Consider the following 23301-nt stretch of genomic DNA (forward strand, 5'->3'; position numbering starts at 1 on the left):
CGGTAATGGTGATACCGGCCAGAGCCACGTCAACGTTTTTGGGTTGCAGTGCTGGGATAATGCCGGTGAAATCCATTGGCTACAGGGGGTAGACCAGCTTCAGTTCTGAGGCGATAGCGGCCCACAGGTCGATGTCGAAACCAACATATTCGTTACCCTGTTTGAATTCAAAAGGAACGAAAGCGGTGTCGGTCGCAACAACCAGTTTCTTATCTGCTGCAGTGGAAGAAAGCGAGAAGGCCAGCGCCAGCGCGGCCACGGAGACTTTAATCAAAGACTTCATCATTATTTTCCTTATTACCCTTCAGACCTGATGGCCTGATGTACGGCTATTCATATGAAAAAATTATGCCAACTTTTCATTTTGGTCGAAATCAGCAGGATGCAGGGCCTGGCTGAAGCGATTTTGCTATAGTCGAAAAGTCTGCACTAATATGGATCACCAAAATAGTGCGTCGTGCTGTTGTGGTGCAGGCACAGTGTGCACCAAGGGCTTAGCAAGGGAAAGGCAGGATTAAGATTTTGTTAACGACGTCAAAAAAAGCACCAAAATGTTACAGACATAAAAAAAGGCGGGATAACCCGCCTTCGCTGTAACGTGCATTATTCGATGTTGGATTCGATAAACCACAGGAATTTATCCAAATCACGCGATGCCGCCGTGAAAATATCAGCGGTATCTTCATCACTGACTTCACTGATGGCCTTACGCGTGTCGTTCGCGACAATCGCGTAACGATCGGCCAGCGCTTTCAGGTGATCCTGAACGGTATGGATGTTGAGCGGATAGCTTTTTAATGGCGTCTTGTCGTTGACGATCTGAGTGGTACCCAGCGCCACGCCGCCGAGCTGTACAACACGCTCTGCAATGGTGTCCTGATGATCGGTGATGGCAGTACGGAAGCCATCCAGCATTTCATGCACACCGATAAAGTTGGCGCCGCGCATATTCCAATGCGCCTGCTTAGTGATCAGTGACAGATCAATAAACTCCACTACCAGACGGTTGAGCACCTCGATGGTCGCTTTCTTATCGCTATCAGCAACATCATTACGGGTGTAAATGAGATCAGACGATTTAGTTTTAACCAGTTTTGCGGTACTCATCATTAATATCCTCTAATTGATGGTTGTCCTAATCAAGCACGGGAATAAGTATAGCAGTAGTTTTTGGCTGTGCCGGATTGTTTAAACCGATGACAGGAATAGATAAACCTTAATGTTGTGCGGGATTTGAGCGTTTTATTTATTTTTCATTTATATCAATGATATTATGTTATGTGTTAATTACTTATCAATGATGTTGCAAAATAATAACAAAAGTGAAGGCGGTGATGAGAAAAAAGAGAATGAGAATGCTTATATATTCAGCCTGCAGCTTAACAGGCTGAATTTGGCATTATTTATTGCGGATTATTAATATCCACTTCGCTTATTTTGGCACTCTTCTGTTTCATGGTGAGGGTCGAACCCGCTGAAGCGGCAATAATGGCCAGCAGCGCGATCCACTGCTTCAGCGTCAGCAATTCTCCGAGGAACAACATCCCTGAAAGCGCTGCCATCGCGGGTTCCAGGCTCATCAGCGTGCCAAAAATGCGAGCGGGCAGGCGGGTCAGAGCCATCATTTCCAGTGAATAAGGAATCGCACTGGAGAGCAGGGCGATAATCAGCGCCAGGGGCAGAATTTCCCAGTGCCAGATGCCGGGTGCCGCAAAGGTTAATCCAAGCGGAACAAAGATCACCGAGGCAATCAACGATCCCATGGCAACGGTTGCTGGACCATGTTCCGCACCGGCGCGTTGCCCTGCAAGAATATAGACCGCCCAGCAGGCACCGGCCCCCACTGCTAACAGCGCACCCAGCGGATCGATATGGCTGATGCCATCACCAATCGGCAGCAGAAACCACAAACCGGTGACCGCCAGAAGCACCCAAAGGAAATCGAGCGGACGGCGCGCACCGGCCAATGCCAGGGTCAAAGGGCCGAGAAACTCCAGGCCAACGGCAACGCCCAGCGGCACGGTGCGAATGGATAAATAGAAGAGATAGTTCATACAACCCAGGGCCAGACCGTAGATTAAGAGCGGTTTGCGCTGTGCAGAGGTAAATCGTAAACGCCACGGCTTAAAGATGACGCACAAAATCAGGGTGCCCAATCCGAGGCGCAGTGCGGTGATGCCCGGCGCCCCCACGCTGGGGAACAGCGATTTTGCCAGGGAAGCACCGCCCTGAAGCGAGAGCATAGCAATCAGTAGCACGGCAATCGGGAACAAAACCGGGGCCATTCTGGTGTTCGTCAGAGGCGTAGACATCCTGTAATTCAATCCTGTAGTGATTAACAACACAGCAACAAAACGTCAGTGTAAAGGAATCTTCAGGAAATAAGGAGGAGTGTAAGAGGGAAAATAAATGCAGTGACCGCCTGGAAAATAACCGTTTTTCGGGCCATTTAAGTAAAGAAATGTCAGGTTAGTTTAGGAATATCCTTAAAGGCATTATTTGCAGCCCGAAATATTCTTGCAGGAAGATGACGTTTTTTATAAGTAAAATGAATGACATAGGAAACTTCATTAACTTTCTGTTACACCAAACAATCTGTTAGACAACAAATAGCGGGCAGAGTTTCTTACTAATTTTTGTTATATTTTCAGCGTTGTCAGGAGAGAAGTATATTCACATTTGAGGTGGTTTATGAAAAAAATTGCATGTCTTTCAGCACTGGCTTGTGTACTGGCAGTTTCAGCAGGTTCAGCCATGGCGCAGAGCACCGTTTCTGCTGGTTACGCGCAGAGCGATTATCAGGGCGTTGCTAACAAAGCAAACGGCTTCAACCTGAAATACCGTTACGAAGATGGTACTAACCCACTGGGTTGGATCGGTTCTTTCACCTACACCGAGAAAGACCGCACTGACGCTGGCGTTTACAACAAAGGCCAGTACTACGGCATCACCGGTGGTCCTGCTTACCGTCTGAACGACTGGGCAAGCATCTACGGCGTTGTGGGTATCGGTTACGGTAAATACCAGGCAACTGACGCTGCTGCACAGTACAAAACTGATTCAAGCGACGTTGGCTTCTCTTACGGCGCAGGCATGCAGTTCAACCCAATCCAGAACGTTGCAGTTGACGTGGGTTACGAGCAGAGCCGTATCCGTAGCGTAGACGTAGGCACCTGGATTGCTGGCGTAGGCTACAGCTTCTAAGTTTTTGCTTAGCCCAGAGTTGCACAAGAAACGGCCCTTTACGGGCCGTTTTTTTATGCTTACTTTTGCGGGGCGGGAGGAAGCGTGGCGCGGATCTTCTTCACCTGATCGGCCGTTACCGGCGCCGCTTTGTTACCCCATCCATTGCGAATAAAGTTAGCGACATCAGCGACCTGCTGATCATCCAGGCGCCAGGCGAAATCTGGCATGGTGAAACCGGTCGGCGCCTGTTGCGTAATCGCACGCTGGCCGCCTTTCAGAATCACACTGATCACTGATGACGGGTCTTCACTCAACAAGGCCGGATTGTGTGCCAGCGCCGGGAAGGTACTGGCATAGCCTTTACCGTCCGTACGATGGCAGGCAGCGCAGTTATCCACGTACACCTGCGCACCTGGCTGGCTGACATCCCCTTTGAACAGCGCTTGCGACGTCGCATCGCTGACCTGTGGTGCAGCGGTGTTATCCGCAGCCGGTAAAGACTTCAGATAAACGGCAATCGCATTCAGATCTTCATCACTGAGATACTGGGTACTGTGCGCGATCACATCCGTCATCGAACCAAAGGCAGCGCCTTGCTTATTCGCGCCGGTTTTCAGGAAGGTGGCGATATCTTGCTCAGACCAACTGCCCAAACCCGCTGCCGGGCTGGCGGTCAGATCTGGCGCATGCCAGCCTTCCAGCGTGCCGCCGGTCAGATAGCCTTTGCTGTTCTGATCCATGGCTTTCTCCTGGAAGCCGATGCCACGAGGCGTATGGCATGAGCCACAGTGGCCAAGCCCCTGCACCAGATAAGCACCGCGTTGCCACTGTGCCGATTGACCGGCTACAGGAGCGTAAGTGCGGTCATCGGCAAAGGTCCAGCGCCAAAACGCCAGCGGCCAACGCATGCTGAGCGGCCAGGGGATATCACTTTTGCGATTTTCCTGACTCACCGGTTTCACACCCTGCATAAAGTAGTCATACAACGCGTGCATATCGCTGTCGCTGATTTTGGCATACGACGGGAACGGCATGGCGGGGTAGAGCGAGCTGCCATCTTTCGCCACACCGCCACGTACCGCTTTGACGAAGTCGTCGTAGCTGTAGTCGCCAATGCCGTGCGTTTTATCTGGCGTAATGTTGGTGGAGTATATGGCGCCAATCGGCGTGCTCATTTTGAGCCCACCGGCGAAAGGTTGCCCACCTGCTGCGGTATGGCATGCGGCACAATCGCCCGCTTTGGCCAGATACTCGCCTTGCTTAACCGAGGCATCGGTCGCGGCCGATGCGGCGTGGCTGATCAGTGCGCCGCCGAGAGCGAAAAAGAGTGCGGAAAATTTCACTGTAACGCTCCTTATCAGGCCTGAACCAGCGCACCAGGGTTAGCCAGATAGCGGTTGCGAATCGCATCCGCCGCGAATAATGCGGTGGCACAGACAATCCCGGTTGGGTTGTACGCCAGGTTTTGCGGGAAGCAGCATGCGCCCGTAACGAATACGTTCGGTACATCCCAGCTTTGCAGGAACTTGTTCACCACGCTGGTGCGCGGATCGTCGCCCATCACTGCACCACCGGTAGTGTGCGTTGATTGGTAAGGGCGGACATCGTAATGGCTGTTGAGGGTTTTGAAGCCCACTTCATAGTGCTTAGGATTCATCACCTTGACGATCTCCTCGGCCTTATCTTTGATGAAGTTGGTCATCTTCAGTTCATTCTGCTGCCAGTCAAAGGTCATACGCAGCAACGGTTGGCCGTAGATATCACGGTACGTAGGATCAAGGTCGAGATAGCACTGCTTATACGGCATCACTGAACCTGACGAGCCGACGTTCATGTTGTGCAGATAATTATCTTTGATGGCCTGTTTCCAGCCGGAACCCCAACGCGGCGCATCTTTAGGGATGCCCATCTGCTGGATGGGACGTCCACCGGAGAAGGCCGCAGATATCGTGGCGCCGCCAACGAAGCCGACTTTGCTGTGATCGAAGTTTTCCGCATTGAAATCATCGATAACGGTGGAGGTGGCACCCGTGGCGGCAAATGGATTGAACCAATTGTCGTTGTCATAGAACAGCTTGATACCGCCGGTCATCTGGTAGGCATAGTTTCTGCCCACCACGCCGTCACCGGTTTGTGGATCGTATGGCTTACCGATTTTTGACAACAGCAGTAAGCGCACATTGTGCAACTGGAAGGCACTGAGGATCACCAGGTCAGCCGGTTGCTCGACTTCATTACCTTGCGCATCGATATAGGTGACGCCAGTGGCTTTTTTACCGCTGCTGTCGGTATTGACACGAATCACGTGCGCCTGCGTGCGCAACTCAAAGTTACTAAACGGCTTCAGAGCAGGGATAACACAGCTTTGCGGGGAGCCTTTGGAGTAGTTGAAACAGCCGAAGCGTTCGCAATAACCGCAGTAGTTACACACGCCAAGTTGCACGTTGTAAGGGTTGGTCCAGGGTTCGGTGGTGTTGGCTGCAGGGCACTCAAAGGGGTGATAGCCCAGTTGCTTTGCGGCTTTAGAGAATAATTCGCCGGCATACAGCGTTTTTAACGGTTTGGTGGGATAGCCATTTTTACGCGGAGATTCGAACGGGTTACCGCCTTCGACGGTTTCACCGTTGAGGTTACCGACCTGACCGGCCGCGCCGCAAATTTTCTCAAACTTATCGAAGTAGGGCTCCATCTCGGCATAAGAGAAGGGGTAATCCTGCACCGTCATGTCTTTAGGAATGAAGTCAGCACCGTATTTTTCGATGACTGTGCTGCGCATTTTTAAGTCCGCTTCCAGCGGACGCCACAGCTGACCGTTCCAGTGGGTACCGGCACCGCCCACACCATCACCGGGCAGGAAGGAACCGAATCGGCGATAGGGCAGCGCGGTTTCCTGCGTAGTGTGACGAACCGTCACGGTCTCTTTCGAGGCGTTTTGGAACAGTTTTAAACGAATGCCGTAAGTCAGTTCATCGGCAATACGCGGATAGGAGAAGTCGGGGTAGGTATCGCGATTTTCGCCGCGCTCCAGTGCCACAATATTCAAACCAGAACTGGCCAGTTCCATCGCCATGAGCGAACCGGTCCAGCCGAACCCGACGATGACCACATCGACGGGCGCTTTTTTTACTGCCGCCATTACACGCTCCTTTTACTGGAAATGCTGACTGGGCCAAGAGGGTAGGGTTTATTAGGCTGCTGTACGGTATCGACGAAATCCGCACGTGCACCGGGGAAACCGATCATTTTCCACGAGGCCAGCGTTTGGTTGCCGCCGTGAATCGGATCGGCGAGATAACCCTCTTTGGTGTTCTCCAGCAGTTGCTCGAAAAACAGCTTGCCGTGAATGGCATCGTTATGCAGTTTGTCGGCTTCCAGCGCACGCAAAACCTCTTCCTGTTGCGCCGTTTCCAGTTGATAAAAATCTTTTTGGTACTGCTGCTGACAGTGCTGGTCAGCTAAGGCGATGCCTAACCGATAGGTATCGCGTGGCACCAGATGGGATTGGTAACCCATTTCCGGAATCGAATCGGCGAACGGGCCTTGCATGTACCACAAGCGACCATAGCCGTAGGGCAATTCCATCTGCTTATCGATAAACACCTGTACACCTTCACTGACGGCGCCAGGACCGTTGGCATCGGCAGGGATCAGGCGATCCAGCGCGGCGAGCAGAAATTTCCACTCTTTATCGTTGAAGTAAGCGGGAACATAGTCGGATAACACGCCTTGCGGCTTGTCGGCAGCGGGGGAGGAGAGTGACACCACACCGGAACTGGCTGCGGCGGCGAGGGGAATGAGCGAGAGCGATTTTTGTAAAAATCGTCTCCTGCCCGATGGTTGCTCTTCAGGCTTTTTAAGTGACATTGCTAATCTTCCTTACGAAAAACCCACCCTGGGTTGATTTTGTTATAAGTATGTAATTTTTTGTTATGAGGAGATTAATCAGACGTCACAACAGGTTGCAAGCTAAAAGTTAGCAGCCTAATCGTTTAAGCGTTATTGAAGGTAAAGTTATGTCAGTGCCTGAAGCGATTCAGCCACAGTGAGCGCAGGGATCGGAAATTCGTTCAATAACAATAGAAAGAGTAGGACTAAAAAGGTAACAAAATGTGAGATCGTGCAAAGGATCCGTTGAGGAAACGGATCCTGAGAAGAAATTTATGGATGAATCAGCCGCGCCAGATGAGATTGGGGCAAGGGCGCTCGGTCAGCTGTTTGCCGGTCAGCTTTTCAATCAGCATCAGACGCAGGGCAAAAGGCGAGCGTTTAAACAGGCACAGCAGCGATTTCAGCTCAAAAGCCGGTTTGCTTTGCTCAACCTGGAAGCATTTGCCACAGTCGAGGCAGTTTTTCATGGTGGTCATGTTCACCTCCCGAATGAATAACGACGTAACAGTAAGCACAAACCTGCGATAAACAGCAGGAAAAGGAGTAGCAGCAGATAGGGTGCGTTCATCGTTGCCTCCTAAATAAGCTATTCGCTTACATTACGAACAAAGATAGCACTGGCTATACTCTTTAGCCAACACTATTTAGGAAAAATTTGTGCTTATTTGTGCCTGGTTTACAATGAGCGCAGCCAGGCCCGCACCGCAGGTAAAGTGCGGCAGATAATAATGAGGAAGCTGAATGAGTCGTCGTGCAAAGAGCGCCACCAATACGCCCCAGGGGCCGCTTAAAGATATAGAGGAGCATGTCGAAGGATTTCGCCAGGTGCGCGAAGCGCATCGACGTGAACTTATTGATGACTACGTAGAGTTAATCTCTGATTTGATTCGTGAATTTGGTGAAGCCCGCCAGGTCGATATGGCCGCGCGCCTCGGCGTTTCACAGCCCACCGTGGCAAAAATGTTGAAGCGTTTAGGCACCACCGGTCTGGTGGAACAGGTTCCTTATCGCGGTGTGTTTCTGACGCCTGAAGGTGAAAAGCTGGCTGAAGCGAGCCGCGTACGCCACCATATTGTTGAAACTTTCCTGCTGGCGTTGGGTGTCAGCCCGGAAACTGCCCGCCGGGATTCTGAAGGCCTGGAACATCACGTCAGTGATGAAACCCTCGCCGTCTTCCAGAAGTTTTACGAGAGCCGCTAACTTACAAGGTCTTCCGCCATCATGCCCATCGTGCTTCGTTCCTTAATGCGTGATCGTATTTTGCATTTGCTGTTGCTGTTGGGTGTGATTTTATTGCCGCTGGCAGAGTATCGTTGGTCGCAATTGCCTGCCGCCGTTGACTGGCACACTATCATGACGCTCACCGGGCTATTGATGCTAACCAAAGGGTTGGAAAACAGCGGTTATTTTGATGTGCTCGGCGCGCGTCTGGTGCAGCGCTTTCAACATGAGCGTACACTGGCACTGTTTATGGTGTGTGCCGCTGCGCTGCTTTCCACCTTTCTCACCAACGATGTGGCGCTGTTTATTCTGGTGCCGCTGACCCTGACGCTACGCAAATTCTCGCGTCTGCCGATTTCTCGTCTGATTATTTTTGAAGCGCTGGCGGTAAATGCCGGATCGCTGCTGACGCCGGTGGGTAATCCGCAAAACATTCTGTTATGGAGCCACGGCACGCTCAGCGTGCCGGGCTTTATCTTGCAAATGGCACCGCTAGTTGCCGTGTTGATGATCAGCCTGATGGCGCTCACCTGGTGGAGTTTTCCTAAACAAACCATCCAAAAGCACGCGCAAAGCGAAGCGCATCAATGGGAAAAACCATTATTTATCATCAGTGTGCTGCTGTATCTGATGTTTATTGTGGCTTTAGAGCTGAAAATGACCGGATGGGCGCTGTTGTTGGTGGCAGGCTGCTTCCTGATTATGGCGCGCAGCGTATTGATCAGTATTGACTGGAGCTTGTTGCTGGTATTTGTCGCGATGTTCATCGATGTGTTTTTACTGATGCATCTTCCCCTGCTACAACCGCATTTCGCCGCGATAAGCCAGTTGAGTGAAGGCGGTTTATACTTGCTGGCGATAGGTCTTTCACAGGTGATCAGTAATGTGCCAGCCACCATCCTGTTGCTGCAAAAAGTGCCGCCTTCAGAGGTGCTCGCCTGGGCCGTCAACATTGGTGGATTTGGCTTGCTGCCGGGTTCATTGGCTAACCTGATTGCGCTGCGTATGGCGCAAGACAGCAAAGTCTGGTGGCGCTTTCACCTGTTTTCTTTACCCATGCTGGCGTGGTCGATGCTGTGTGGCTGGTTGCTGTTGCGCTGGCTACACTAAGCCTGCCATTTTGTTCTGCCCGATGAGCTGACGCGCTGATTATTCAGCGCGTTATCGCACTTAGTGGCAGAAAATGCGTTGATTGTTGGCTTGTGTAAAGTTGTACTGGCATTTGTCAATTTTCGATCTAAGGTTAAGTTGACCGTTTTTGCCCGTGGATCGGGATCACAGCCAGCGATGATAACCTATGAGTGATAACCACAATCAGCCGCCCGCACGCGAGCAGCAGGATGCGCAGCACGCTTCAGACTCCAGTCAAGACAACAACGAACCACAACGTAAACGCCCCGGCAAAAAGCCACTGGTCATTCTCGCCATCGTGGTGGTGATCATGCTGTTGGTGGGCCTGTGGTTCTGGTTTACCACGCGCAACATTGAATCCACGGATGATGCCTTTACCGAAGGTGATGCCGTGACCATCGCACCAAAAGCGGCCGGTTATGTGGTGAAACTGCTGGTGAAAGATAACCAGCGGGTGAAGCAGGGCGATTTGCTGGTGGAGATCGACCCACGCGATACCAGTGCCCAACGCGATCAGGCTAAAGCCCAGCTTGGCCTGGCTCAGGCGCAACTGCATCAGGCGCAGGCACAGTTAGCGCTGTCACGCGTGCAGTATCCTGCGCAGCGCGATCAGGCGTTAGCCGATCAAGCCAAAGCGCAGGCCAATCTTTTGAATGCGCAGGCGGACTATCGTCGTCAGCGCGGCGTGGATCCGCGCGCGACGTCACAACGCAACATCGATACCGCAGCCGCGCAGCTGCGATCCGCTGAAGCACAACTGCAAAGCGCCAAAGCGCAGGTCGAAGTGGCTTCACAGGTGCAATTGCAGATTCGTCAGCAGGAAACCAACGTAGAAGCGCGTCAGCAGCAGGTTGAGCAGGCGCAGGCTCAGCTCAATACCGCCGAACTGAATCTCTCTTATACCCAAGTGCGCGCCCCCTACGATGGCTTTGTCACCAAGCGCAACGTGCAGGTCGGTACGCTGGTACAGGCTGGCACGGCACTGTTTTCACTGGTGTCGCCGGATATCTGGATCAATGCCAACTTCAAAGAGTCCCAACTGGCGCGGATGAATCCCGGCGACAAAGTGGATATCAGTATCGACGCCTGGCCAGATATGAAGCTGGAAGGGCACGTTGATAGCGTGCAGATGGGGTCCGGCTCGCGTTTCTCCACCTTCCCGGCTGAAAACGCCACCGGTAACTACGTGAAAATTGTGCAGCGCGTGCCGGTGAAAATCGTCATCGATAAAGGATTGGATCTGAATCATCCGCTGCCACTGGGCATGTCGGTTGAGCCGAAGGTCACCGTAGAATGAGTGCGAGCGAAAGCTGGCGTCCGGCCAGCAATCCCTGGCTGGTCGCCATCACGGTGACGCTGGCGGTGTTTATGGAGATCCTCGACACCACCATCGTTAACGTGGCGCTACCGCACATTGCCGGCTCACTCTCTTCCAGTTACGACGAATCCACCTGGGTGCTGACTTCCTATCTGGTGGCTAACGGCATTGTGTTGCCCATTTCCGCCTTCTTTAGCCGCTTGTTTGGGCGTAAACAGTTCTTCCTGATCTGTATTGTCATGTTCACCATCTGCTCGTTCCTGTGCGGTATCGCCACTGAGCTATGGCAAATCATTCTGTTCCGCGTGTTGCAGGGCTTTTTCGGCGGCGGTTTGCAGCCGGTGCAGCAATCGGTGCTCCTCGATTACTTTAAAGCGGAAGATCGTGGCAAAGCTTTTGGTCTCTCCTCGATTGCGATTATCGTCGCGCCAGTGATCGGCCCAACACTCGGCGGCTGGATCACCGATAACTACAGCTGGCGCTGGGTGTTCTTCATTAACATCCCGGTCGGAATTTTAACGGTGCTGGCTATCTATCAACTGCTGGAAGATCCACCGTGGGAGCGTAAATGGGCGAAGGGCAAGCTGAAGATCGATTACATCGGTATCAGCTTGATCACTCTTGGACTCGGCTGTTTGCAGGTGTTCCTTGACCGTGGTGAAGATGAAGACTGGTTCGCCTCGCACTTTATTCGCCTGTTTTGCATGCTGGCGGTGATCGGCATTGTCGGCGCCGTCTACTGGCTGCTGTATGCACGTAAACCAGTGGTAGATATCACGGTCATGAAAGATCGTAACTTCTGGGTGGCCGGTTTGCTGATGGCAGGCATGGCGATGATTCTGTACGGCAGTTCGGTAGTACTTCCACAACTGGCGCAGCAGGATCTGGGCTATACCGCGACCTGGTCGGGGCTGGTACTCTCGCCCGGTGCGATATTGATCGTCCTGACCATTCCGCTGGTGCTGAAGCTGATGCCGATTGTGCAAACACGCTACATCATTGCTTTCGGTTTTACCTGTCTCGCCAGCGCCTTCTTCTATTCCACGACCTTGACGCCGAACGTTGATTTTACCACCCTGGTATTAATGCGCAGTGCGCAATCGATAGGGCTAGGTTTCCTGTTTGTACCGCTGACGACCATTGCTTTTATTACGGTGCCGCAACGGCTCAATGCGGATGCATCGGCATTGTTTACCATGTTCCGTAATGTGGCGGGATCGATCGGTATTTCACTGGCAACGGCGGGGATCACTGAGCGTATGCAGGCGCGGTCGGCGAGTATGGTGCATAACATGACGCCGCTCAACGAGCCGTTCAATCTCACTTTGCAGCATTGGGCACAGTCGATTCGCGACTGTAGGTCTGCTGTGGGCGATCCCCTGACGCTGGCGACCGGTCAGCTGTACAAAGAGATGATTGCACAGGCGCGAATCCTGGCGTACATCGACGTATTTATGGGCCTGAGTATTGTGGCCTTTCTGTTGATTCCATTTTGTTGGTTGCTTTCGCCGATCAAGAGCGAAGGCAGTGCAGGAGCACACTAAGATGATCACCTCTCCGCGCTTGAGTTTGCTGGCGCTGTCTCTGCTTCTGGCGGGTTGCGCTGTGGGCCCTGATTATCAGCCACCCCATGCGCAGACGCCGGGCAGCTATCGCGATTTGCCGTCGCAGGAAGCCTCAAAACCGCAATCGGCGGCCACCAACCCGCTGTGGTGGAAAAGCTTTAATGATCCACAACTGGATAGCCTGATTGAACGCGCCATTGCCGGTAACTTATCCCTGCAGCAGTCGGTGTTGCGCATTGCTGGCGCGCGTGAGCAACTGGCGCAGGCGCGCGGCGGGCTTTTTCCGTCACTCAATGGCTCGGCTAAAGTCACACGTCAGCAGTTGGGCCTAAAAGGCATACTGAAATCCAACGGGGTTTACGATCAGGTGGACAGTGACGTCGCCAATCAACTGAACGGCCTCGATCATTCTGTCACCCTTTATCAAGGCAGCTTTGACGCCAGCTGGGAGCTTGATCTGTGGGGCAAAGTGCGCCGTCAGATGGAAGCCGCAGATGCGCAGCAGCAGGCTGCCATCGAACAACGCAATGATGCGCTGGTGTCACTCGAAGCAGAAGTGGCACGTGCCTATCTGCAATTGCGCGGCGCGCAAGCGGTACTCAATACTCTGCAGCAGCAAATCGATGTGGCGCAGCAAACCTGGGAACTGACGCAAAGCCAGCAGCGTAACGGCATGGCGCCGCTCACCGATGTGGAAAATGCGCGCGCACAACTTGCCTCGCTGAACGCGCAATTGCCGGGCTATCAGTCGCAGGAACGTCAGGCCATGAATGGTTTAGCGGTATTGCTGGGCAAAACGCCGGGCGCACTGGATAACGAGCTGATGAGCAGTAAAGCGTTACCGCCGTTGCCGAAAATGGTGGCGGTGGGGATTCCATCCACGTTGGCGCGACGACGTCCGGATATTCGCCAGGCGGAAGCCAATCTGCATGCGCAGACTGCCAACATTGGCGTGTCGGTGGCGGATCTGTTCCCCAGCCTGTCACTGACGGGTCAACTCGGGGTGCGCAACACCGATGCCAGCTATCTGGATGACTGGAGCAGCCATTTCTACAGTATCGGGCCCTCGCTCTCCATTCCGATTTTTCAGGGCGGGCGTTTGGTCTCCAGCGTGAAACTGGCACGCGCGCAGCAGGCCAATGCAGCGCTTGAATATCGTCAGACGGTGCTGACTGCCTTGCAGGATGTCGAGAATGCCCTGGTCAGTTATCGCGCCGATCAGCAGCAGGTGGCAGCTCTGGATGTAACCACTGGCGCATTGCAGAGAGCATTTGATCTCGCCAGTGATAGCTACAAGCAGGGGATTTCCAGCTTCCTGGATGTGTTGGACGCACAGCGTCAGTTAGCGCAGGCAGAAGCACAATCGACACAGGCACGAATGCAGAGTGCACTGGATTTAGTCGCGTTGTACAAAGCGCTGGGCGGCGGCTGGGAACCTTATCAGAACGTTAATTTGCCGGAATATTCTGTGTTTGGCCCTGCTACCACGGTGCCTTAGTCGTAAAAGGGGGCAGTCTGCGGGTTGCCCCAGCATCAGGCATCACAATTCGCCCATTTTGAAACGAAAGTTTTCATTTTGGACTAAATGCAAATTCCCCTCTGATCACTCTTCACCGATTTACACGTAGTAAAGCCCCTTTTTGTGATCTGCTCCGCATGTAAATGCGGGGTTCATGATCTGTAGCGCAAAATTTAAATTTCATAATTATTCCTGTTGGTTGAAATAAACTATTTTTAAATCTTCTCTTACTGTTAAGGAGTGGATTATGCCGCGGGAAAACTACCTTACCCCCAACAAAGCATCAGGGCCGAACAGCAGCACGCGCACTGAACCCTTTGTGAAGGTGATAGCAATGATTGCCACCTTAGGGGGGTTGCTGTTCGGCTATGACACCGGTGTGATTTCTGGCGCGCTGCTATTTATGGGCAACGATCTCCATCTGACACCCTTTTCCACGGGGTTGGTCACCAGCAGCCTGCTGTTTGGCGCGGCTTTTGGTGCCCTGGCATCAGGCCACTTTGCCGCCGCGGCCGGGCGGAGAAAAATCATTCTGGTGCTGGCGGTGATTTTCGCCATTGGCGCAATCGGCACCGCGTTAGCACCTGACGTTGAATGGATGATTTTCTTCCGCCTGGTATTGGGTGTGGCGGTGGGGGGCGCGTCAGCGACAGTCCCGGTGTACATCGCGGAGATGGCGCCCGCCAACAAACGTGGCCAGTTAGTGACCATGCAAGAACTGATGATCGTCTCCGGGCAGATGTTGGCTTACATCTCCAACGCCGGTTTTAACGCGGTATGGGGCGGTGATACCACCTGGCGTTGGATGCTGGCGGTAGCGACGGTGCCTGCCGTGCTGCTGTGGTTCGGCATGCTGTTTATGCCCGACTCACCGCGTTGGTATGCGATGAAAGGGCGGTTAGCAGAAGCGCGTCAGGTGCTGGAACGCACGCGAGCTAAACAAGATGTTGAGTGGGAACTCACGGAAATAGAAGAAACCTTAGCTGAAGAGCAACATGAAACGCGCCCACGCCTGCATGAACTTCGTCAACCCTGGCTGTTTAAATTATTTTTGATTGGCGTGGGTATTGCGGTCATACAGCAGTTAACCGGGGTGAATACCATCATGTATTACGCTCCGACCATGTTAAAAGCCGTGGGCATGAGCGATAACGCAGCATTAATTGCCACCATCGCCAATGGCGTTATTTCAGTATTAATGACTTTCGTCGGTATCTGGCTGCTGGGGCGCATTGGGCGCCGTACCATGACGATGTTAGGACAGTTTGGCTGTACCGCCTGTCTGGTATTTATTGGTGCCGTCAGTTATTTCATGCCGGAGACGGTAAATGGTCAACCTGATGTTCTGCGCAGTTATATAGTGTTGCTGGGAATGCTGATGTTTTTGAGCTTCCAGCAAGGTGCACTCTCACCCGTGACCTGGTTGCTATTGTCTGAAATTTTCCCTACACGTCTGCGTGGGATATTTATGGGCGGCGCCGTGTTTGCAATGTGGATCGCTAATTTCCTTATCTCGCTGATGTTCCCAATCCTGTTGGCATCGGTGGGTTTATCGGGAGCGTTCTTTATTTTTGCGCTAATCGGAATAGGGGGAGCCATTTTTGTGGTTCGCTTTGTACCGGAAACACGAAATCGTTCACTGGAACAGATCGAGCATTATTTGCACGACTGGCTGTCAAATGAAGAACCGCAACCGCAGTTGACGCACGCTGTGAAGAAAAGCTCGTAACCTGAGGTGACGTTTTTATGAGGGTAAAAGCCGGTGCATGCACTGGCTTTTTATCGATAAGTGGGGATAAAAATGCGATTGTGGTCTCAACTGTCAGAATAGAATAATCACCTGTGAAAATAGATTTTCGGCCATAACATTAATCTTCATTAATCTGCTAACACACATCAGCCAGGCAAGGCATTAACCGCTAAATGCTTGTTTATCAGCCGGGAATAACCTCTGAAATCGGTACCAGTTCCAGTCGATGGTACTAAAGTGCTGTTGTTAATTCACCGTTAATTAAAGCTTCTCGCTGGGGATATCGCTCAAATTGTGAATACGTTAATCAGTTAGGAATTATCCGTCCGCATAAATTAATTTATTTTTTTATTTGAATTGGGTAATCTTGCCACTACAGTTTATTTAAACCCCCCTTAAGCAAGGACCTTGTGATGAGTGACGCATTTAAAGTTCTGAACAACATTCGCACATTACGTGCGCAGGCTCGTGAACTGCCATTGACCGATCTGGAAGAGATTCTGGAGAAATTAACCGTGGTGGTGACTGAGCGCCGCGACGAAGTTCATGCAGAAGAAGCGCAGAATCGCGAGAAAGAAGAAAAGCTGTCTAAATACCGCGAAATGCTGCTGGCTGACGGTATTGACCCGAACGAATTGCTGGGTGCGCTGGAAACCGGTAAAAAACGCGCTAAGCGTGCACCGCGTCCGGCTAAATATTCTTACACCGATGAGAACGGTGAAGAGAAATCATGGACCGGCCAGGGCCGTACCCCAGCAGCGATTAAGAAAGCGCTGGACTCTGGTAAAAGCCTGGACAGCTTCCTGATCAAATAATCGACACAATCCTTGTAAGCGGGAGCCGAAGACCACGTTGTCTTCGGCTTTTTTATTTCTCTATTTGCAACAACGCGTTTAGCGCCTTCGCTCGCTGCCTGCAGGCGCAGAGGTGGCGTCCCGGTGCTGCTTTCTGGCATAATGCCCGCTGTTTTTTCCTCCACTGCGTAACAAAGGTCAATGCCGTGTTAGTTTCCAGCAATATTACTATGCAGTTCGGCAGTAAGCCGCTGTTTGAGAATATCTCCGTTAAGTTTGGCGGCGGTAATCGTTACGGTTTAATCGGTGCGAACGGCAGCGGTAAATCGACCTTCATGAAAATACTGGGCGGCGACCTGGTACCGACCAACGGTAATGTTTCACTCGACCCTAACGAGCGTATCGGTAAGTTACGTCAGGACCAGTTTGCCTTTGAGCAATTCAGCGTGCTGGATACGGTGATTATGGGTCACGCCGAATTATGGGCGGTGAAGGAAGAGCGCGACCGTATTTATGCTTTGCCAGAAATGAGCGAAGAGGAAGGTTATAAAGTTGCCGACCTGGAAGTTGAATACGGCGAAATGGATGGTTACAGCGCGGAATCTCGTGCCGGTGAATTATTGCTGGGCGTGGGCATTCCGGTGGAACAGCATTACGGTCCGATGAGCGAAATCGCACCAGGTTGGAAATTGCGTGTGCTGTTGGCGCAGGCATTATTCTCAAACCCGGATATTTTGCTACTCGATGAACCGACGAACAACCTGGATATTGATACCATTCGTTGGCTGGAGCAGGTGCTAAACGAACGTAACAGTACCATGATTATCATTTCGCATGACCGTCACTTCCTGAATATGGTGTGTACGCACATGGCGGATCTGGATTACGGCGAACTGCGCGTGTATCCAGGAAATTATGACGAATATATGACCGCGGCGACGCAAGCGCGTGAACGTTTAATTTCTGATAACGCGAAGAAGAAAGCGCAAATTGCAGACCTGCAATCATTCGTTAGCCGTTTTAGTGCCAACGCCTCTAAATCGCGTCAGGCGACTTCGCGTGCCAAGCAGATTGATAAAATTAAGCTGGATGAAGTGAAAGCTTCCAGTCGTCAAAACCCTTATATCCGTTTTGATCAGGATAAGAAGCTGTTCCGTAATGCGCTGGAAGTTGAGGCACTGACGAAAGGATTCGATAACGGACCGCTGTTCAGCAAGCTTAATCTGATGGTTGAAGTTGGCGAGAAAGTGGCCATTCTCGGTGCCAACGGTATCGGTAAAACCACGTTGCTGAAAACATTGGTCGGCGAATTAACGCCTGACAGCGGCACTGTGAAATGGTCCGAGAATGCGCTGATTGGTTATTATGCGCAGGATCACGCAGAAGATTTCGCCGATGACCTGAGTGTTTTCGACTGGATGAGTCAGTGGAAGCAGGAAGGTGACGACGAGCAAGCGGTGCGCAGTATTCTGGGCCGTCTGCTGTTTGGTCATGATGAAATCAAGAAGCCTGCTAAAGTGCTCTCTGGTGGTGAGAAAGGCCGCATGCTGTTTGGCAAGCTGATGATGCAGAAGCCGAACATCTTGATCATGGATGAACCGACCAACCATCTCGATATGGAATCGATTGAATCGCTTAACCTGGCACTTGAAGGTTACGAAGGCACGCTGATTTTCGTTTCGCATGACCGTGAGTTTGTCAGTTCACTGGCAACCCGCGTGATGGAGATGAAGGGTGATCGCATTATCGACTTTACCGGCAACTACGAAGATTATCTGCGTAGTCAGGGTATTGTTTAATTATAAATGATTGAATGACAGTAATTACGGCGCGGAGAATCGCGCCGTTATTATTTTCGGGAAATCATGGTTTCCCGCACACTTCGCAATGCCTGTCCTGCATCACCTTCATGCTACGAAATTCTGCACTCATCGCATCGTAGATCAACAGGCGTGCACGGGCTGGTTGCCCCAACGCGGTCAGCACTTTTATGGCCTCTAAAGCTTGCATCGCACCAATGACACCGACCAACGGCGCCAGCACGCCGGCTTCCACGCAGCTTAATGTCTGATCGCCAAACAAGCGGCTAATGCAGCGATAACAGGGTTCCCCCGGCTGCCAGGTAAACACGCTGAGCTGGCCTTCCATACGAATGGCCGCCCCGGAAATCAGCGGCACCTTGTGCTGGTAACACAAACGATTGATCTGCTCACGCGCATCAACGTTATCCGTGCAATCGAGCACCGCATCATGGCGCGCGATCAGGGCACTGAGTTGAGCATCATCCAGCTGTGCATCAATCGGTTCGAGCTGGCAATGCGGGTTAATCGCCGCCAGCCGTTGACGCGCAGATTCCACCTTGGGCTGGCCGAGGGTGGCATCGCTGTGAAGAATCTGGCGCTGCAGATTGCTTAAGCTGACGCTGTCGAAATCCAGCAAGGTAAGATGGCCCACACCGGCCGAAGCCAGATAGGGCGCAGCGGCACAGCCAAGCCCGCCGAGACCCACAATCAATACCCGCGACGCTTTGAGCTTCTCCTGACCGTCAAAATCAAAATCCCGCAGCACGATCTGACGGTTGTAACGCAGCATCTCCTCATCGCTCAGTTCGACGCTCATTAGCCCTCCAGCAGGCTATTGAAAACTTCAACCTCAACCCATTCGCCAGGTTCCACATCCGCACGATCGCGATCCAGCACAATAAAACAGTCGGCAAGGGCGAAAGAGCTAAACACGTGCGAACCCTGGGCACCGGTGCTGCGCACTTCCAGCACGCCATCTTCACCACGATTGAGAATGCCGCGCTGGAAGTCGAGGCGTCCAGGCGATTTCTTCAAACGCTGAGTGGCACGAGCGCGTTGACGTAGCGGCATAATGCGCGTGGTCTGCCCGGTGAGGGTGGCCAGTAACGGCTGCACCAGCTGATAGAAGGTCACGGCGGCAGACACCGGATTGCCGGGCAGCCCGCAGAACCAGCTGTTGGCTAAGCGGCCAAAGGCGAACGGTTTGCCCGGCTTCATCGCCAGCTTCCAGAAGGTAATCACGCCTAACTCTTCCAGCATCGCTTTAGTGAAATCCGCTTCGCCGACGGAGACGCCACCGGTGCTGATCACGACATCCGCCTGACGATCGGCTTCACTGAATGCCTTGCGCAGCGCCTCGGGATCGTCCGCAATCACGCCCAAATCGATCACTTCGCAGCCCAGTTTGTTAAGCATCAGCGATACGGTGAAGCGGTTCGTGTCGTAGATTTGACCGTCAGCCAAGGGCTGGCCCACCGCCTGCAATTCATCGCCGGTAGAGAAAATCGCCACGCGCAGTTTGCGCAGCACGCTGACTTCGGCAATCCCCAGTGAAGCCAGCAGCGGCAACTCGGCGGCTCCGAGGCGAACACCCGCCTCCAGCACCTGTTTGCCCGCCTGAATATCTTCGCCGATGCGACGAATGTTTTGGCCGTCGCGCACTTCAGCGGTGATGACGATACCGCCCGCACGCTGTTCGGTTTGCTCCTGCATCACCACGGCATCGCAGCCTGCTGGAATCGGCGCACCGGTCATAATACGAATCACGCTGCCAGCGGGCCAATCGCCGTTGAACGGCGCGCCGGCAAAAGCTTTGCCTGCGACCGGAAATTCGCGGTCCGGCACGATATCGCTGAGACTTACGGCATAACCATCCATTGCGGAGTTATCAAACGGCGGCACATCCAGTGGAGACGTCACCGGTTTGGCGGTGATGCGACCTGCAGCCTCATACAGCGAGACGCTGAGGCAATCGCTAATGGGCGTGAGCTGTTGCAGCATTTTTTGCTGCGCGTCTTCGAGGGAGATTAATCCTGCGGTGAAAGGTTCCATGTCAGTCTCTGCGTGATGAATTTCAGTTGCTGCCTATTATGGTGACATTTGTCTGCCGAGTCACATGTGACTAAAAAAGCATAATCCACAATAAAAGGTTATGACCGGAGATACACTTTCTGCTTTACAAGCCGGGAGTGCCTTTCTATAGTCGAAAATTGCCTAAAAAAGATGAAAACCATTCTAAATCAGTGTTTTTGGTTCTGATTTCCTGACAGGGTACCGGTTATGGCTAAAGCAGTTATCGCAATTCACGGCGGTGCGGGCGCAATCACGCGTGCCGCTATGAGCGCCGAAAAAGAGCAGCAATATCGTCAGCAATTGCACGCAATCGTTACCGCAGGGCAGCAGATTCTGGCCACGGGCGGCAGCGCGCTGGATGCGGTGACCGAGGCGGTGCGGCTGCTGGAAGAGTGCCCACTGTTTAACGCAGGCAAAGGCGCGGTGTTTACCCATCAAGGCACTCACGAACTGGATGCCAGCATTATGGATGGCCGCACTCTGGATGTCGGTGCGGTGGCGGGCGTGAATCACATTCGTAACCCGATTCTGGCGGCGCGTAAAGTGATGGAAAACAGCCCGCACGTGCTGTTTATCGGTGCGGGAGCAGAAGCCTTTGCCGCAGAACAGGGGTTGGAACAGGTTGCGCCGGATTTCTTCTCCACGCCTGAACGCTGGGAACAGCTACAGCGTGCGCTGAGCAGCCAGCAGATGGTGCTCGATCATGACGGCGCTGCGCAAAGCCACAGCGACGATCCGCTCGACCCCGATCGCAAATTCGGTACCGTGGGTGCGGTGGCGCTCGATCTTCAGGGTAATCTGGCCGCTGCGACCTCAACCGGCGGTATGACCAACAAGCAGGTCGGCCGCGTGGGCGATTCGCCGCTCGTCGGCGCGGGCTGCTACGCTAATAATGAGACCGTGGCGGTTTCCTGCACCGGCACCGGTGAAGTGTTTATTCGCACTCTGGCAGCGTATGACGTTTCTGCACAGATGGAGTACGGCGGCCGTAGCCTGCAGCAAGCCACCGCCAACGTGATTCATGACAAAGTGCAGGAGCTGGAAGGCAGCGGCGGGCTGATCGCTGTCGACAGCCATGGCAACGTGGCGCTGCCCTTCAACAGCGAAGGGATGTATCGGGGATTCGCCTATGTGGGTGGCGAAGTCGAGGTAGCGATTTACCGCGATAGCTAAGGAGCAGGCATGACGCAGCAGCATCAGCAGTTTGCACCCGAGCAGGTTTTGGCGGTGCGTGACCTCAACGTACGGTTTGAGCATGAAGGGCGAATCACCGAAGCGGTGCGTAACCTGTCACTGGATTTGCATCGTGGGGAAACGCTGGCACTGGTGGGCGAATCCGGTTCGGGCAAATCGGTCACCTCGCTGGCGCTGATGCGCTTGATTCAGCAGGCGGGCGGCGATGTCAGTGGCGAGATCCAACTGCGTCGACGTAACGGCGAGGTGCTGGATGTGATGCGCGCTACCACCAGCCAGATGCGCAAAGTGCGCGGTGCCGATATGGCGATGATTTTCCAGGAGCCGATGACCTCGCTTAACCCGGTGTTTACCGTGGGCGAGCAGATCGCCGAATCCATCCGTTTACATCAGGGCAAAAGCCACCAACAAGCGCAGGCCGAAGCACGGCGCATGCTGGATCTGGTGCGCATACCTGAAGCCCACAATGTGTTATCGCGCTTTCCGCATCAACTCTCCGGCGGCATGCGTCAACGCGTGATGATTGCCATGGCGCTGTCATGCAAACCTGCTTTGTTGATTGCCGATGAGCCTACTACCGCGCTGGACGTGACCATCCAGGCGCAAATTCTGCAGCTGATCCGCGTGCTGCAAAAAGAGATGGAAATGGGGGTGATTTTTATCACTCACGATATGGGCGTGGTGGCGGAGATGGCCGATCGCGTACAGGTGATGTATCGCGGCGATGTGGTTGAGCGTGCGCCGGTGCAGAAGCTGTTTGATGCGCCGCAACAGCCTTACACCCGCGCCTTGCTGGCGGCCGTGCCGAAGTTGGGAGCGATGAGCGGCCAGCCGCTGCCCGCTAAATTCCCCTTACTGCACACCAATGGCCGTGAAGAGATTGCCAAACCGCAGGATACGGTGCGCAGCGATGAACCGCCGATTTTGCAGGTACGCGACCTGGTGACGCGCTTTGATATTCGTGGTGGGTTATTGAATCGCGTGAAACGCCGTGTGCATGCGGTGGAGAAGGTCAGCTTTGATCTGCATGCTGGCGAGACGCTGGCGCTGGTCGGCGAATCCGGCTGCGGAAAATCCACTACCGGTCGATCGCTGCTGCGCCTGGTCGCCAGCCAGGGCGGCACGATTACTTTTAATGGTCAGCGTATTGATGCGTTGCAGGGCAACGCGCTGGCTTCGCTGCGCCGCGATATTCAGTTCATTTTTCAGGACCCTTACGCCTCCCTCGATCCGCGCCTGACGGTGGGTTTCTCGATTATGGAACCGCTGCTGGTGCACAAAACCATGGATCGGCGCCAGGCGGAGAAGCGTGTAGCCTGGCTGCTGGAGCGCGTCGGTTTGCTGCCGGAGCATGCGCAGCGCTATCCACACGAGTTCTCAGGCGGCCAGCGCCAGCGCATCTGCATCGCTCGCGCATTGGCCCTGAACCCTAAAGTGGTGATTGCCGATGAGTCAGTCTCGGCGCTGGATGTCTCGATTCAGGCGCAAATTATCAATCTGATGCTCGACTTGCAGCGCGAGTTTGGCATCGCCTTCTTATTTATTTCTCACGATATGGCGGTGGTAGAACGCATCAGCCATCGCGTGGCGGTGATGTATCTCGGACAGATTGTGGAAATGGGGCCGCGCCAGGCGGTGTTTGAGCAGCCGCGCCATCCTTACACGAAAAAACTGATGGCCGCGGTGCCGGTCGCCGATCCGGCGCACCGTCATCGCGAGCGGGCGTTAATGGTGGATGAAATCCCCAGCCCGATCCGCCCCTTGGGTGATGAGCCAGAAGTGGCACCGTTACTGGAAGTGGCACCGGGGCATTTTGTTGCCCGCCACGCCATTAGCGGTGCCTGAGCAGCAAGCAACCGC

19 protein-coding genes and 1 pseudogene are annotated in these 23301 nt (G+C 53.4%); 11 read left to right on the forward strand and 9 right to left on the reverse strand.

Annotation, left to right across the window (positions count from 1 at the left end; translation table 11 throughout):
• The 3 genes and pseudogenes from RT340_RS09365 to rhtA all read right to left on the reverse strand — a co-directional run.
• Positions 1–283 (reverse strand): annotated as a pseudogene (locus tag RT340_RS09365) (transporter substrate-binding domain-containing protein); the annotation flags it as partial.
• A 320-nt stretch (positions 284–603) separates the two neighbouring features.
• On the reverse strand, positions 604–1107 hold the full coding sequence (gene dps / locus RT340_RS09370; RefSeq protein WP_038647945.1) for a DNA starvation/stationary phase protection protein Dps: 504 nt from the start codon (positions 1105–1107) through the stop codon (positions 604–606).
• A gap of 296 nt (positions 1108–1403) precedes the next feature.
• Positions 1404–2285 (reverse strand): threonine/homoserine exporter RhtA, encoded by an 882-nt coding sequence (gene rhtA, locus RT340_RS09375; protein ID WP_409566134.1) that lies wholly within the window; start codon positions 2283–2285, stop codon positions 1404–1406.
• A gap of 406 nt (positions 2286–2691) precedes the next feature.
• Here rhtA and ompX point away from each other — a divergent pair, with 406 nt between their 5' ends.
• Positions 2692–3204 carry an outer membrane protein OmpX gene (gene ompX, locus RT340_RS09380; RefSeq protein ID WP_045834179.1) on the forward strand — a complete coding sequence of 171 codons (513 nt, stop codon included), beginning with the start codon at positions 2692–2694 and terminating at the stop codon, positions 3202–3204.
• A gap of 59 nt (positions 3205–3263) precedes the next feature.
• On the opposite strand, the gene RT340_RS09385 is transcribed toward ompX, so the two are convergent.
• From RT340_RS09385 to RT340_RS09400, 4 genes are all read right to left on the reverse strand, one after another.
• The gene (locus RT340_RS09385; protein WP_409566137.1) at positions 3264–4544 is read right to left on the reverse strand and encodes a c-type cytochrome; all 1281 of its coding nucleotides are present in this window, start codon (positions 4542–4544) and stop codon (positions 3264–3266) included.
• Positions 4544–6322 (reverse strand): GMC family oxidoreductase, encoded by a 1779-nt coding sequence (locus tag RT340_RS09390; RefSeq protein ID WP_211728146.1) that lies wholly within the window; start codon positions 6320–6322, stop codon positions 4544–4546. The genes RT340_RS09385 and RT340_RS09390 overlap by 1 nt, the downstream gene beginning before the upstream one ends.
• Positions 6322–7050 (reverse strand): gluconate 2-dehydrogenase subunit 3 family protein, encoded by a 729-nt coding sequence (locus RT340_RS09395; protein ID WP_058961952.1) that lies wholly within the window; start codon positions 7048–7050, stop codon positions 6322–6324. The genes RT340_RS09390 and RT340_RS09395 overlap by 1 nt, the downstream gene beginning before the upstream one ends.
• 305 nt (positions 7051–7355) lie before the next feature.
• A complete protein-coding gene (locus tag RT340_RS09400; protein WP_045814029.1) occupies positions 7356–7550 on the reverse strand; it encodes a hypothetical protein in 195 nt (64 codons plus the stop codon).
• Positions 7551–7815: 265 nt separating this feature from the next.
• Between RT340_RS09400 and mntR the strand changes: the two genes are divergently transcribed.
• The 8 genes from mntR (at position 7816) to RT340_RS09440 (ending at position 18171) form a co-directional block, all read left to right on the forward strand.
• A complete protein-coding gene (mntR, locus tag RT340_RS09405; protein WP_034820884.1) occupies positions 7816–8274 on the forward strand; it encodes a manganese-binding transcriptional regulator MntR in 459 nt (152 codons plus the stop codon).
• Between the two features lie 21 nt (positions 8275–8295).
• Positions 8296–9405, forward strand: coding sequence for an SLC13 family permease (locus RT340_RS09410; RefSeq protein WP_097119368.1), 1110 nt, complete (start codon positions 8296–8298; stop codon positions 9403–9405).
• 187 nt (positions 9406–9592) lie between these two features.
• Positions 9593–10723, forward strand: a complete 1131-nt coding sequence (locus RT340_RS09415) for an HlyD family secretion protein (protein ID WP_313375543.1) — start codon at positions 9593–9595, stop codon at positions 10721–10723.
• Positions 10720–12288 carry a DHA2 family efflux MFS transporter permease subunit gene (locus RT340_RS09420; protein WP_313375545.1) on the forward strand — a complete coding sequence of 523 codons (1569 nt, stop codon included), beginning with the start codon at positions 10720–10722 and terminating at the stop codon, positions 12286–12288. The genes RT340_RS09415 and RT340_RS09420 overlap by 4 nt, the downstream gene beginning before the upstream one ends.
• Before the next feature lies 1 nt (position 12289).
• Positions 12290–13807: an efflux transporter outer membrane subunit gene (locus RT340_RS09425; RefSeq protein ID WP_211728148.1), complete on the forward strand. Its 1518-nt coding sequence runs from the start codon at positions 12290–12292 to the stop codon at positions 13805–13807.
• Positions 13808–14075: 268 nt separating this feature from the next.
• Complete coding sequence (locus tag RT340_RS09430) at positions 14076–15557, forward strand: sugar porter family MFS transporter (RefSeq protein WP_211728149.1); 1482 nt, start codon at positions 14076–14078, stop codon at positions 15555–15557.
• Positions 15558–15991: 434 nt separating this feature from the next.
• Positions 15992–16393 carry an H-NS family nucleoid-associated regulatory protein gene (locus tag RT340_RS09435; protein WP_034820857.1) on the forward strand — a complete coding sequence of 134 codons (402 nt, stop codon included), beginning with the start codon at positions 15992–15994 and terminating at the stop codon, positions 16391–16393.
• A gap of 185 nt (positions 16394–16578) precedes the next feature.
• Positions 16579–18171 (forward strand): ABC-F family ATPase, encoded by a 1593-nt coding sequence (locus RT340_RS09440; RefSeq protein WP_097119365.1) that lies wholly within the window; start codon positions 16579–16581, stop codon positions 18169–18171.
• A gap of 64 nt (positions 18172–18235) precedes the next feature.
• On the opposite strand, the gene moeB is transcribed toward RT340_RS09440, so the two are convergent.
• Positions 18236–18991, reverse strand: a complete 756-nt coding sequence (gene moeB, locus RT340_RS09445; RefSeq protein ID WP_097119364.1) for a molybdopterin-synthase adenylyltransferase MoeB — start codon at positions 18989–18991, stop codon at positions 18236–18238.
• A complete protein-coding gene (gene moeA / locus RT340_RS09450) occupies positions 18991–20226 on the reverse strand; it encodes a molybdopterin molybdotransferase MoeA (RefSeq protein WP_313375551.1) in 1236 nt (411 codons plus the stop codon). Before moeA ends, moeB begins: the two co-directional genes overlap by 1 nt.
• 228 nt (positions 20227–20454) lie before the next feature.
• Between moeA and RT340_RS09455 the strand changes: the two genes are divergently transcribed.
• Positions 20455–21420: an isoaspartyl peptidase/L-asparaginase family protein gene (locus tag RT340_RS09455; RefSeq protein ID WP_211728151.1), complete on the forward strand. Its 966-nt coding sequence runs from the start codon at positions 20455–20457 to the stop codon at positions 21418–21420.
• 9 nt (positions 21421–21429) lie between these two features.
• Positions 21430–23286, forward strand: coding sequence for a glutathione ABC transporter ATP-binding protein GsiA (gene gsiA / locus RT340_RS09460; protein WP_313375553.1), 1857 nt, complete (start codon positions 21430–21432; stop codon positions 23284–23286).
• Positions 23287–23301 lie beyond the last annotated feature (15 nt).

It is taken from the genome of Pantoea sp. CTOTU50773 (assembly GCF_032082325.1).
GTDB classification, from domain to species: domain Bacteria; phylum Pseudomonadota; class Gammaproteobacteria; order Enterobacterales; family Enterobacteriaceae; genus Pantoea; species Pantoea communis.